At 35.7% G+C, this 14401-nt stretch carries 8 protein-coding genes; 4 read left to right on the forward strand and 4 right to left on the reverse strand.

The window, feature by feature from the left end:
* Positions 1-69: 69 nt before the first annotated feature.
* The 3 genes from LUA91_RS05880 to LUA91_RS05890 all read left to right on the forward strand — a co-directional run bounded on the left by LUA91_RS05880 (position 70) and on the right by LUA91_RS05890 (position 2007).
* Positions 70-312, forward strand: a complete 243-nt coding sequence (locus LUA91_RS05880; protein ID WP_231425086.1) for a hypothetical protein — start codon at positions 70-72, stop codon at positions 310-312.
* Between the two features lie 206 nt (positions 313-518).
* The gene (locus LUA91_RS05885; RefSeq protein WP_231425087.1) at positions 519-833 is read left to right on the forward strand and encodes a hypothetical protein; all 315 of its coding nucleotides are present in this window, start codon (positions 519-521) and stop codon (positions 831-833) included.
* A complete protein-coding gene (locus tag LUA91_RS05890) occupies positions 808-2007 on the forward strand; it encodes a hybrid sensor histidine kinase/response regulator (RefSeq protein ID WP_231425088.1) in 1200 nt (399 codons plus the stop codon). Before LUA91_RS05885 ends, LUA91_RS05890 begins: the two co-directional genes overlap by 26 nt.
* 66 nt (positions 2008-2073) lie before the next feature.
* Here LUA91_RS05890 and LUA91_RS05895 read toward each other — a convergent pair whose 3' ends face one another.
* Genes LUA91_RS05895 through LUA91_RS05905 form a run of 3 tightly spaced genes read right to left on the reverse strand, consistent with a single transcriptional unit; the run spans position 2074 to position 10404 of the window.
* On the reverse strand, positions 2074-3105 hold the full coding sequence (locus LUA91_RS05895) for a YihY/virulence factor BrkB family protein (protein WP_231425089.1): 1032 nt from the start codon (positions 3103-3105) through the stop codon (positions 2074-2076).
* A gap of 8 nt (positions 3106-3113) precedes the next feature.
* The gene (locus LUA91_RS05900) at positions 3114-5429 is read right to left on the reverse strand and encodes a BamA/TamA family outer membrane protein (RefSeq protein ID WP_231425090.1); all 2316 of its coding nucleotides are present in this window, start codon (positions 5427-5429) and stop codon (positions 3114-3116) included.
* Complete coding sequence (locus LUA91_RS05905; RefSeq protein ID WP_231425091.1) at positions 5413-10404, reverse strand: translocation/assembly module TamB; 4992 nt, start codon at positions 10402-10404, stop codon at positions 5413-5415. Before LUA91_RS05905 ends, LUA91_RS05900 begins: the two co-directional genes overlap by 17 nt.
* 146 nt (positions 10405-10550) lie before the next feature.
* Here LUA91_RS05905 and LUA91_RS05910 point away from each other — a divergent pair, with 146 nt between their 5' ends.
* A complete protein-coding gene (locus LUA91_RS05910) occupies positions 10551-11045 on the forward strand; it encodes a cytidine deaminase (RefSeq protein ID WP_231425092.1) in 495 nt (164 codons plus the stop codon).
* Between the two features lie 246 nt (positions 11046-11291).
* Here the strand turns inward: LUA91_RS05910 and LUA91_RS05915 are convergent, their stop codons facing one another.
* Positions 11292-14336 carry a beta-L-arabinofuranosidase domain-containing protein gene (locus LUA91_RS05915; RefSeq protein ID WP_231425093.1) on the reverse strand — a complete coding sequence of 1015 codons (3045 nt, stop codon included), beginning with the start codon at positions 14334-14336 and terminating at the stop codon, positions 11292-11294.
* Positions 14337-14401: the final 65 nt, after the last annotated feature.

Raw genomic sequence — 14401 nt, forward strand, 5'->3', positions numbered from 1 at the left:
GTACAAAGCGATTTTACAAAACTTGATAGCTGTATTTTTAAACTTTACAATGCAGAAAATAGCTGCAGAATGTATGTGGTTAGTGGCGAACGAAGCTATTACAAACAATTTGTAAGAGAGATCGGGGAAATTTCCCTGATCATGGATTCTATTGAGCAACAAAATAATAATGAAAGAGCTTTCAGTTCTGATAGTTTCGATAAACTCATATTACAGAAAAAACTTCGCACCGCTCAATTTATACAGCTAAAAAGGCTTTCTGATAGTTTAATCAATTTTTCGGTTGCAGTAGATAAAGATGTAGAAAAATAAATCCTCAAAGCAAATTATTTACCGCAAGACAATTCAAAAGCATTGTTAAAATAGATACTATAAAGCCGACTATAGTAGCACAACCAAAGAAGAAATTTTTCGGACGCATTCTTGCCGCTATCAACGAAAAGGGTAAAAAAGGTGTCGATAGCTCGAAATCAACATTTATTAAAACCATCATTACTGCCGATACCTCATCACTCAATGTGGCTTACAATAAGCTGCAGTTAAAAGCCATTAACGATTACTATTTACGACTCTATCGCACCAATAAAAAACTTAAAGACAAAGAAAAACAGCTACTTGATGTAAATCATCGGTTAATCTCTACCATTGTTGAAGGATTAAAGAAATATAAATCAACAGAAAAGGATTATTATTCATCTGTACAACAGATTATTAGCGTTACGGCCTTTAATACGGTAGAAAATATGGACAAATTTACATGGGTATTATTTGCTTTAGCTGGTGGATTACTGCTTTTTGTTTTTTTACATGATTTATCAGTTTTACAAAAATGAAAAGGCGCTGATTGATTACAGCAATAAGGCTGCTTTATATGCCTTATCAAAAAGTCGGTTTTTAGCTAATATGAGCCATGAAATCATAACGCCTTTAAATTCGATAGTTGGATTTTCAGAGCAACTAACGCAGGTAGATTTACAGGCAGAACAGAAGGAACAAGTAGGGGCAATTAGAAATTCATCGGTAATGCTATTGGATGTTGTGAACGATATCTTAGATTTTTCGAAGTACGAAACCGGGAAAGTTACGCTAGAACAAATTCCTTTTTCTCCTTACGTTGCCATCCATGACGTTTTCGACAGTATGAAAATTCAGGCTGAAAAAAAGAAAATTGGTTTCCATTTAAATATGGAAATTGATAAAGACCTGTACATTTTAGGCGATCCGTTAAGGCTGAAGCAGGTAGTGATGAATTTGTTAAGTAATGCGATTAAGTTCACTGCCGAAGGTAAAGAAAGTCTAAATGCCGCATTACAAAACCTTGAAAGCAACAATACGAGGTTGAAAGTAAGTATTTCTGATACAGGTTTGGGTATCAATCCGGTTGATCAGAAAATTATTTTTGATGAGTTTGCACAAGTATATTACGCTTCAACAAAAGAAAAGCAACAAGGCACCGGGCTAGGTTTAGCCATTTGTAAAAAAATAGTAGAGTTTCAGGGCGGAACCATCGAGGTGAAAAGTATTGAGCGAAAAGATTTTACTTTCACATTTGAATTGCCTTATCAAATAACAAATAAACCCGTTAACCAAGAATTGCCTGTATCCAAATTAGAAATTGAAGCACAAGTATTGGCAGGAAAACGGGTTCTTTTGGCTGATGACAATATGTTGAATATCTTACTTGCCAGCACCATTTTAAGAAAGTACAAAGTAACATTTGATGCCGCTTATAATGGGAGGGAAGCTTTAGATTTATTTTACGAAAATAATTACGATCTGGTATTAACAGATATTCAAATGCCTGAAATGGGTGGGATTGAACTTACACAGAAAATTAGAAGCTGTGAAGATAAAAGCAAAAATTCTATATCGATATTGGGTGTTACAGCAAACGTAATGCAGGAAGATCGTAAAAAATACCTGGCCTCCGGAATGGACGAACTGGTGCTCAAACTATTTTTGGAGCAAGAATTATTAGAGAAAATCCTGAAGTTTATTCGCAAATAATTAAAACCTTAAGCAACGGATTGCATTTTTACTAGATATTAGATATTAGATATTAGATACTAGATACTAGGCATCCTTCTTCTCAGGTTCATTAACTGTGTTTTCAGGATGTTGCGGGGGTAATACATCAACCTTTTTCTCTACAATTGTAATTTTTGTAAATACCGCATATTTGCTAGGGGCTATTCCACCGTCGTATTTTTCGGCATAGGCTTGCGTAAATTCTGCACCAAAATATAGAATGATAGAGGTATAATAAATCCATAACAAAATCACAATAATTGAACTTGCTGCTCCAAATGCAGAACCTGGATTGCCTTTTTCAATGTAGATGCCAATTAGATATTTACCCAAACTAAATAACACCGCTGTAAATAACGCACCAATAATGGCCGATCTCCATTTAATTACCACATCTGGAAGTACCTTAAAAATTACAGTAAAAACTGCAGTAACAGCAGCTAATGTAATCACATTGTTTAAGATATAAATGATAAGTGCCATGGTATCATCGGCAACCGGAACAACTTTATCGATTTCAGTTTCTGAAAGTAGCGAGACAAGTTTATCGCCTAAACCCACAACTACACTATTGATTACCAGAGAAACCAATAATAAAAACCCCATTGAAACGATAAGTGAAAAGGAGAGAAGTCGGTTTGTTAGCATTTTTAACCAACCTTTTTTTGGAATTGCCTTAACTTTCCAAATCATATTAATACTATCTTGTATCTCAATAAAAATAGCAGTTGAGCCGACTATTAAAACTGCAATACCAATAATTAAGCCCATTGTAGATTGACCAGATTTGTTCGCATTTTCAACAAAACTTTGAATCTGTAAAGTAGCTTCAGGTCCTACCATATCACTAACCTGTTCGAAAAACTTGTGTCGCGTATCAGTATTCATCTTATCGCCGAAAAACAAAGTTGCCGCTGATAAAACAATGATAATAAGTGGTGTGAGAGAGAATATCGTGTAATAAGCAAGTGATGCACTTAATTTTGTAATGCGATCTTCAATAAATCCCTTCCCTGCTGCAATAAATAAATGATATAGTGCAATAAAAAACTGCTTGATCTTCTTGATTAATTTCATTGAAAAAATTAAAAAGGATAACCTATCCCGATATTAAAAATTAAATTCTGTCTACGCCAATCTTTGTTTCCGAAGGCGATATCATCAAATACCCAACGCTGACCTTCCGCAAGGTATGGTTTACGCACAGGAAACGCCACATCTAAGCGCACTACAAAAATAGACGCATCAACACGCAGACCTGCTCCAGTACCTACAGCCAATTCATTAAGCACATTCTTGAACTTGAATTCCGATCCTGGCCTACCATTATTTGTTGTTCCGGGAATTCCTGTATCTTCTTTGCGCAACCAAATATTACCGGCATCAACAAATAATGCGCCATATAAGATACTTACAATTTTAAATCGCAACTCTGAATTCAGCATCAACTTAATGTCGCCACCCTGATCTGCAAAAAGTGCATCATCCGGGACTTTATAAGTACCTGGTCCTAAAGTTCTAGCTGGAAATGCCCTGATATCATTACTTCCACCTGCAAAAAACTGTCTAACAAATGGTAATGATGTACTGTTTCCGTATGCATAACCATAGCCAAGATTTAATCTGTTGGCCCAGGTTAAATTTCTGGTGATTTTGTAATAATCTCTTAAATCAGCTTCAACCCTTACAAACTGTGATAAGGGAACATTAAAAATAGAACGTTTACCTTCATCATCTTTTGGTATAAACGTTCCCCATAAGTTACCACCTGTTTCTAGTGCGCCGTAGAAAAACGTATTATTCCTGCGGTTGGTTTCCATTTGGTTGGTGTAGGTAAAATTATAGCTACTTCCAATAATAAATTGATTTTCTAAAGTTGTTCTTAATAATGGATTTTCAGCAAATAATCTATTTCTTGTTGTATCGGATGGAAAAGTCGTTGAAACATAACTTACCGAAATCGGATTTAAATTATGCTCTTTGTAAAGGTTTTCCTTGAAATTGTAACCAAATTCACCTTTAAAAGCATGTAGTGTATATTCTGAACCTCTGTTCAACATTTGATAAGACAATGATGCAATTGTTTTTGGAATAAAGGCTGTTGTACTATTCGGTTTATAAAATGGCACAATAAATCTTGGGAAAGTTAATTTACCTTCTGCAGTCATCGACAGCGAATTTCTACCCAAAGCTGTTCCTCTGGTTTGCGTTTCGAAACCACCACTTACACTTACATCCAATTGCTCTGCACCTCTAAATAGATTTCTGGTGGTTTGGGTAACTTTTACTTCAGAACCAACAAAGTTGTTTGATTTACTCGTTCCGGTAACTGAAAAGGTAAGTGAATTTTTCTTTAACGGTGTGAGGTAAATGTTCAAATCCAACTGATTATTTTTAAAACTATCAACCGGCAAAAACTCAGCTCTCACATCTTGAAAAGCTCCAATATTTACCATTCTGTTTAAAGATTGGTTATGATCTTTACGGTTGTAAAATTCGCCCTTTTGAAAGAAAACTAAACGGTCAAATAATCTTGGTTTAAAAGTATTGCGATCATCATAGATATTAAAATCATGATACTCCAAAGGTTTTAATTTACGAAGTATGGTATCTCTACGTAATGAATAATTTGGATAGATATTGATATTTTTAATGGTGTAAGGTTTTAATCCTGCATCGGGAGCAATATCTTTAACTTTTACTGTAACGTTTACCAAGTTTTTGCCAATTGTACTGTCTACCTGCATAATCAGGTAATCAGGACTAAAATAAAAATATCCGTTTTCTTTTAAATCGTTATCAATTCTAACACGTTCATTTTTATAAACATCTAAATCATAATAATCTCCAACTTTTAATAAGGTTTTATCTTTATTGGCATTGATGATTTTAGTTAATACACCCGAATCAGGTGGGAAAGTAATTTTGTTAATCTTATACCTTTCACCAGTAACGGCAGTATAAATGGCTTTTCCTTTTTTGTCTTTTACAACGGTATCTCCAGTAACTGCTGCTTGCAAATATCCTTCACTTAATAAGTAGCTGGTGAGTACATCATTGTTATATTTTAATTTTACCTCGCTTAGCAAAACTGGTGGTTCGCCTTGCTTTCTAATCCAATTCCGTAAACCTTTTGGTTTTTTTGGTTCGCCAGCCAGGTTGTAAATACCCAATTTAAATTTTATTCCTAAAAATGATTTATTAGGGCGTGGGCGTGTTTTAGTTTCTAAATCGGCCTTTATTTGTTTTTCATTTTCAATTTTACCTGCAGAGTCGGGATTGATTTTTACTTCAGCGCCGGTATATAAAATTTGTCCAGGTTTTAATGATTTCGTACTACTGCAACCTGCATAAACTAAACAGGCCAATACAAATAAAATAGGTCTAGTTAGTTTTCTCATCTTGTGCTTTCTGTTCAATGTTTCTTGTTCTTCTATTGCGTTTCTTCTGGAATATTTCTCTGAATTTGTTGTAATCTACTACCAAAGTAAAACCTAATCCGGTTTCAATAATCTGGCCCTGTACAATAACATCATTTTGGTTTCTTCTATAAGCCCTTAAACGGTATCTTCCATCGGCAGATAATGCGTATTCAACATTCACATTTCCTGCGATATCAGTTGATTTTTCGCCTGGAGCCTGTGGTCCTTCTAAAGCAAATGAACTTCCAACGGTTACGGTTAACCTGTCGTTCAATAATTTTTTAGATAAACCAACTTCTAAATCTGTTTTCTGCTGCATCGATCCAGTTGAATAATCTTCTGATGAATTCACTCCAAAATTCAGATCAACACCTTGAATCAAATCGGAAGTTAAATTATTTAACTGCTCCGTTAATAAACGGCTTACACTAGAGCGGGCGAGGGTAGAAGCGCCACCGCCACCTCCTGCTAAACTCTCGAAAGGATTATTGGCAATGAATCTGTTTAATGCCAATAAAGCGAAAACCTGTTTATTCAACTCGCTTTCATCTCTGTTAACGTTGATTAATTTGGTGTAAACCTGCCCATTTAATGCACCTCTTTCATTTTCGGGTAAATCGAGCTTAAATGAAATGGTTGGTTTTAATAATTCACCTTTCATCATTAAATAAACCTGAAAAGGTAATTTAGTTCTGGCTTCGTAGAGGTCAGGTTGATTCAATAAATCAATAGGGGCGGCATTTACTTCATACAGTGCAGTAAGATTTGCATTGGCCGATGTAGGCTCGCCAGTCCAGATGATGGTACTTCCTTTTACCAGCTTAAATTCTTTTTTAACAACAGCTAGCGTTAAATTGTACGATCCATCAACAATTTCGTACCTACCAGTCATGCTAATTTTACCACTTGGGTCCATGGTTACATTTAAGTCAGCGTCGCCTCTAACATTTAAGTTATCGCCACTTGATGGGTCTACCACTACGTTCAGTTCTGCTTCCGGATCTATTTTTACAGCTGCAACTAAATTTAAACCTTTAATGGGTGCTTTGCTAATGCTATCCACTTTCAATGCTTTTTGCCCGTTAAAAGGTGGTGCATCTGCATCAATAAATTGAACAATTCCATCCTGATCAATTATCGATGGATCATTTGAAGGCAATGCGAAAAAGAATTTTGTGCCTTTATTTACCGTGATGTTCATATTAACATCGGGCTGGTTTAAATCTCCACGAACTTTAATATCGCTTGTTAAGAAAACCGTACCGTAAATCATATCGTTATCAGCAGCTGTAGAATTAATCGCTCTAAAATTGTTCATTTTGATATCCAATCCGAAGCGATAATTTTTATAATCGGTTGTTAAAACCTTCCCATTGATTGTGGCTTTTTGATTCAGTGAATCAATCAACGTAAAATTGTTGAAAGCTATTCCCTCATTAGTAAACGATATTTTTTCGTTCGGCATTCGGAAATAAGAATTTACATAAGCCACATTTATTCCAGCATTATTGAAGGTTAAATCGCCCAATATTTTTGGGGCAGTTAAAGCACCTTTAACCGTTAAGGCGCCTGTTAAGGTTCCTGTTCCATTTTTCAATTGACCTTGAGATAAACTTTCGATATTTTTCATCTCAATTTTATCGATATTAACCGTTAAATCGAGGGCGCTTTGAGGTGCTGTGTAATAAAAACCATTTACCCTTAAATCATGAACGCCAGTAAGCGCAACATTAACTTCAAAAGCGTTTTGAGTGTTGTTATTAACAGCCACTCGCAAAGTACCGAGTTGATCTTTTTGATAGCGAAGCTGATCAATGGTTAAGTTAGCCTCAAACTTCGGGGTTGATGCCAAATCTTTCACGTTAGCCGTACCATTTAAGCGGCCTCCAACCAATGTAGTATCAGTTTCAGCAAATTTGGTTAATGTTTCCAATTGGAAATCCTTAAACTCAACATTTAATGGTGCGTTGGGTTGTGTTGGGTTGCTATTGATTGATAACGACTGGCCGTTATTACTAATGGCGAATTGATTAACCAATATACCCGATTGACCAAACTGAATATAATTATCTTGTGCAACCACCCATTTCTGGTAATCAAGGAATAGTTTTTGAGGATCTAAACTAAATTTAAAATCTTTATTAATCGATTGAAAAGTTCCCCCAATTACGTATTTATCTTTACGTTGCCTATCGCGTAAAAACACATTTAAACCCAAAGCATTATTTGCAGCTTCGCCACTTACCTCCGTATTAAATAAAGCAATTGATGGACTCTGCAAACTTTTAACCGTTAAAGCATAATCTATTTTATTGTTGTCGTTATTAATATTGATAACGGTTGTGTCAATCTTAAAATCGCCATAAACCACCTGTGGGAAATTTCCTTTAATCTGCAAGCTATCTTTTTGCGTATCAATTAATCCGTAAAACTGCGATGGTTTAAAAACGGTTAATTCTGGAACAAACTGCTTCAATAATTTTGAATCATAGATTTGAACTGCAAACCGCATTCTCTGATCAGGGATTTTGGTTACCGTACCAAAGGCATAGTATTTATTTATTTCGTTAATAAATGCGCTTCCAATTTTAGTTAACTGATATTTTCCATCAATTTTTGCTGATAAGATTTCAGATTTAAGTGTAAGTTCATTTTCCGATTCAGTGGTTTTTGCTTTAATCGAAATGGTATCAACATTAATTCTTTGTACATCCTTTACCAATTGCAACCCTGTAATATCAACTGTTCCATTTAAATAATCGGCATCAGCTGTAGCCAGATCAACTTTTACCAAACCTGCTGCACTTAAAACAGTCGGACTAAAATTCAAAGCCTGAAGATTTAATTGTTTTAGGTTTAAATCTGCTTTTACTGCCGGATATTTTCCTGCTAAACTGGCTTTAGCATCAAGTACAAAGTTTGCATTACTATCTGGCATGCTACCTTTTATGGCTACATTTTGATTGGCGTAGGTGCCAGAAAGATTTAAATTACGGTAGGTGTATTTGTTATAATATGCACTTAAAACACGTGCATTGAATTTTGCATTGATCTTTTTTGGATCTAAACCTGTTCCAGCAACATTAGCTTTTACAGAAACCCTACCTAATTTGGGTTGCATTTTTAATAATCTGCCAACATTAAAATTGTTTAATGAAACATCGGCTTTATAACTTTCTCTCCCTTTTGGGCCTTTCATGGCTGCGGTTAAAATGGCACCACCCAAATCCGTTTGGATATTCATATTGGTGTTAAAATCCGTCATTGAACCTGTAAATTTACCTTTGGCATTGATCACATTTGGCAGCTCAATGCTTGGAGGTAGCGATTTGCGTGGTACGGCAACCAAAATATCACTCTTTGTTATGTAAAGTTTTTTGATATTTAAGTCAAGAAAAGTTTTATTGATATCTGGCAACCCTTTAGCCGTTCCGCTAATATCGATTTGAGTGTTTTTTAAACCAGTAATCTGCAAACGTGGGATGTTCAGGTTATTTAAATATCCATTAACATCAGCGTTTATCTTAATTTTTTCATTTCGGTAATTTGCCGGAATGGCATCGCTGAAATAACCAGCATCCTTTAAACCAATAGTTGTGTTTTTTAAGCTTAAAGCCAATTTCACTCTTTCCGGATGTTTAGTTAAATCATCCATCGAAGTAAAGTTTAATTCCGTTGCGTTTTCGATGGTGGTATTTGGCGTTTTTAAAACGAAGTTGCTTAATTTGATTTGCTTGTCGTTGTAAACCGCATTTCCTTTTAATTCATTTAATGCGAAGCCACTTTTCTCTTTTAACGATCCATTTTTAACATTTGCCTTTATGCCATCGGCACTGTAGCTCACATCGCCAGCACCAAAATTTAAACCAGTAATTTTTAAATGATTAAAATCCATCCCCTTTGGGGCAGCTTTTGCACCCAAATTATCAAACTGGATATTATTATCTGCTAAACTGATGTTCCTGATGGTTAAGCCCAAAGGCGATTTTTCTGGAACAACAGTATCTTTTACCTTTTTTAGGTTGTTTGAAGGTGCTGGTTTAAAAGCGAAAAGGATATTCGATTTATTCAATTTGGCGTCATCAACTGAATATTTGCTGTTTGTTAAATCCACTTTTAAATTAACCAAACCCAATTCATTAACATCGGCTACCGCTTTGGTAGTAGATATCTGATCATCGTAATTGACTTTTACATTATTAAAAGCAAAATTTTCAACTTCAATCAATGGTAGTTTCCCAGCTTCTTTTTGGCTACTATCTACACTATTGGTAATGTGTTGCACCAACTCTACCAAAGGTTTTTGCTGGAGATATTTTAATGATGTGTTATTTAGGCTAAGATCACGAATTACGTAGTGTTGTCCAGCTAAATCGAAAGTTTTAAGCTTTGCTTTAAACGCACCCAAATAAATCTTTGCATCATTACCGGCAACATCATCGCGGTAGTTTATGCCAATATCTTCAAAAGAAACTTTATCTACAGAAAATTTCATTGTTGAAGTTGTATCCTTATCAACTTTTTCTTTAGGTTTTTTCTGGTCGCTCATAAAAGCATCCACCAAAAAAGAAAAATTAAAAGTAGTATCGGGTGCAATTCTTTTTACGTTAGCACGTATATTTTTTAGTTCAACATTATTAATCTCAACAGTATTATCCAACAATTTAAATAAGCTGATATCTACAGCCAATTTTTCGGCATATAACAATGTATCACCTTTTAAATCTTCTATATAAAACTTATTCAAAACCACATCTTTTGGCAAGGCGATTTTAATACTTTCTAAACTAACTTCAGTCTTTGTTTTGGTTTTGAGGTAGTTAATCGCTTTTCCCTTTACAAAGTTTTGAACGGCTGGGATATTTAACGATAGGGCAATACCCACAATTAAAATAATGATGGAGGCAATTACCCAAAGAAGAATTTTTAAACTTTTACGTACGTATTTATTCAAAGCGATTATGTTTGGTGGTTGTCAAATACTAAAAGCGTGCCATTAAAATTAATTTTAAGGCAGATTTTATATTTAATACAAAAAATAAACTAAATTGTTCGCCCGCTATAAAAATTTAACATTGGCGGTTTGTTAAAGCAATAAAAATGAAATTATTAAACTTAAATATAACCTTCGAGCAATACACTGGCGTTGAAGAATTAAGTGGGCAAGACTTAGCACTTTGCCAAAATGCCGAAACTGCTTTGGCAAGTTCCTATTCTCCTTATTCTAAATTTAGGGTAGGTACAGCCATTCGCTTAGCTTCAGGCGAAATCATATTGGGCAGCAACCAAGAAAATTTAGCCTATCCATCTGGTTTGTGTGCCGAACGCGTTGCGCTCTTTTCAATTGGTTCTGCATATCCAAACGCGGTTATCGAAAGTATGGCCATTACAGCACAAACCGATGCTTTTGAAATTTTGAAACCCGTAACTTCTTGCGGAGGTTGTTTACAGGTAATGGCCGAGTTTGAGCGCAAGCAAGGCAGCCCAATCGAAGTTATTTTTTATTGTTTAAATGGAGAAGTTTTGAAAGTACCAAGCGTACAAAGTTTACTGCCGTTTTCTTTTGTTGAAGATCGATTGGCTGCCAAAGCTTAATTTTTTATTTGAAAATGTACGGTTTGCAGCTCTTCGGCAATTTCAGCCCTGCTATCGCTGCAAGTCCTCGCTGTCATAAAAGCAGAAAATGCTTTTCTTCGCTGCGGGCTTTCCGCTTTATCAGGTTTAGGTACTTAATACAGAAATTTTTGGGAAGATTGAAAATGCTTACGTCACCATATTACATAGTCTTGATTAAAAAAGCTAAATATTAATATAAAGTTCATTTAAAATCCTTAACCGTGATTATTTTAAAGTAACATCCAAATAAACTGAATGGCGACCGTAAGAATCGTAAAAGGGTTTAAAAGTAACACCATCAATTGTAAATAACAATTCTTTAGGATCACCATTAATTGATCTGCTAATATCACCTGCATTAAGTGTAATTTTACGCCATTCCTTTCGGGCTTCAGGTTCTTGAGCGGCAAGAAGTATTGGTCCATAAAATAAGCTAGCAATATTTTGCTGGTCCATTACTGGATCCAAATGAAAAGTAAAAGGCATTTTTATTTCAATCACATCGCGGTTTTTCCATAAGCGATTTAGTTTAAGGTAAGTACCCGGTATTGCATCCAAGTTTTGCGATTTGCCATTTATCTTTATATAAAAACCATTAGTTGCCCAGCTTGGCACACGTAGGTTAACATCAAATTTGCCATTTCCATTAATGCTGAGCTTGGTTTCATCACTTTTGGGAAAATCTGTGGTTTGCTTTATGGTTATATTTTTTTCATTCCAGTTTAGTATTGATGGAATATATAGATTTACATAAAGTCCATCATTATTATTGGTTTTAAAGTAAATCGAATTTTGCAATTTGGTGCTGCTTTCTATAGCCGTACCGTTACAGCACGTAAAACCCGTCATATCTGCATTTTCAAATTGTTTTACTGCGCCAGGGTTTAAAGGAACATGATAAGTATTAGCAGGTGAATTTTCTGCCACCGATGCCAATATGTGATTGTACAATCCACGCTCATAGTAATCCATCAGTTCTCCACGTTGATCGAAAAGAAAAAGATCACCAGTTAATTTAAGCATATTATAAGTGGCACATGTTTCATTTTGGCCTTCGGGAGAAAACCCGTTTGCGTAAAGTGATGCGGGTTGGGCAATAAAGCATTCTGCATTTGCAGGGTTGCGAGCGCCTGCCACTCCGCCAATGCTGTAACTATAATCGTCGATCATTTTATGCCAGAAATTATCGGCAATTTTATAATATTCGGGAATTTGAGATACCTGATACATTTCAATGCTGCCTACAATTTGAGGGATATGCTGGTTGGCATGCAAGCCACGGAATATATCAACATTTTTAGCAAGCCCGCTGTTATGAGCCGTATCACCATAAAAAACTTTAATATTATCAAACAGTTTAGCAGTTTTTAAGAAGTTAGGGTTTTTAGTAATTCCATACAATCGAGCCATCGATTCATTCATTCCTCCGTATTCACCGGCAATGTAGGTGTTCCACATTTTAATCAGCGTTTCTTGGGGCAAACTATTTAAACGATGATAAACCCAATCGCCCATATTTGTTGCTACCATTAGCGCTTTTTTATTTCCGGTGGCCTCATAAACGTCGATCAAGCCCGCTAAAATTTTATGTAAAGTGTAATATGGTGCCCAAATTTGATTTTTTTGTCCGCCATATTTAGCGCCGCTCTCCAACATAATAAATTGATCTGGTGGATAGGCGCTTATAAATCCCTCACCCCAATTCCAGTAATCGGTTCTTATGCCCTCTGTACTTAAATCAGAATCGAAAGCTTTTTTTCCTGGGCCCATTGGTACGGCTTTAGGATTGGATTGATGAACCTTGCTGCCCTTTGCTGGTTTTCCTGATAATTGCGAGAGATCATAAAGCGTGTTTACCATGTAAGTAATTTTGCGCTCAAAATTAGCCTGGAGTGGTTTGTTATAACTTGTGCTTTTATAAGCTTGCGCAATTGCCGAGAGATAATGACCAGTTGCATGCCCCCGCAGTTTGGTGTCTTCAGTATCCCAGCCGCCCAATGATTTTGCGCCTTCAGGTTGCTTTTGTCCGTAGGCATGGCGAAACATATATAGGAAAGAATTCGGATCAGTTTGCGCCAAAACATTTAAAAATTTATCTCGATTTTCGATAAACTTCGTTTTGCGTCCGTTCTCATCATTGGTTAGTATAACTTGATTTAACGGGAAAGATTTCAGTTTCAACTGCGGTCTGATTTCGCTGGCCGATTCTATCACAGTTACCTTAACTTTTGGTTTGAAATTCGTTCCCGGAATATTTCCAGTTATGGTGTAAGTGCCAGGTTTTGAAACAGCAATAATATCAGTTGGCGAAGGCCATAACACCCTCACATCAGGGCCTGTGATTCCACTTTTATAATAACCTTTTACATGGCCAGGCAATCGTGGTAGGTTACCAACAGTTGTATTGATCGAAATATCTTCAACACTGATTAGGTATTGATTGTATAGCTGTGGCGTAACTGAAGAAAAATGTGGTAAATCCTCCGCGGGTTTTGCCGTCGTATTAACCTGATTATTACTTAAATTTCCTGAGATTGCAGCAACCTGTTTTTCATTTAGGGCAATGCGGTAAATACGAAAATCGTGAATGTTTGCCTTTAAATTGGGATTCCCTTTTGATATTGATTTTCCAATAAAAAATTTTTTCTCGTCAGGTTTACCGCTCACGATCTGTGTTAAAGCTTCTGGTGAATATTTTCCCCGTGCAACAGGCCTTCCATGAATAAATGTGGTAATAGATTTTGAAGAAACATCAACAACTATTGCCAAATGGATCCATTTGTTCGTTTCTACAGGTTTGGAAGTTGCACCAGATTCTTCATTTAATTTGGAAGTCATCATCACTTGAAAACCAGGTTTTAATAAGGTTCCGAACGGTGCTGCAAACAAATGATTTGTTTCATTTGTCCCTAGGTCGAAATAATGCTGACCAGCCTTATCGGATTTAAGGTATATCCAACTTGTAAAACTAAACGACTCTAAATTTGCTACAGCCTGTATCGGAATTGTGATGAAAGAAAGATCATCACCAGATAATGAAAGTACTTTACCAAATCGATCATCGTTAGCAAATGTAACTTGGTTTCCATTGGCATTAAAGTGGTTTCGCGACCAATCTTTTGTATCTCCACTAAATAAATACCTTGCACTTAATGCGGTTTCGCCAATGCCATCTAATATCTGATCGCCGCTTTGTGCTTTAACCGGGTTAAATGTTGCTAAAGAACAGGCAATAATTAAAATGCAAACAAGAATTTTAGATATCTTCATAACAACAGGAGATTGACATTATTTATAGCTGGAAAATTCGGGATAAAAATTTACAACCTGAATTT

Origin of the sequence: Pedobacter sp. Leaf250 (genome assembly GCF_920984735.1) — a bacterium.
Taxonomy (GTDB): Bacteria; Bacteroidota; Bacteroidia; order Sphingobacteriales; family Sphingobacteriaceae; genus Pedobacter.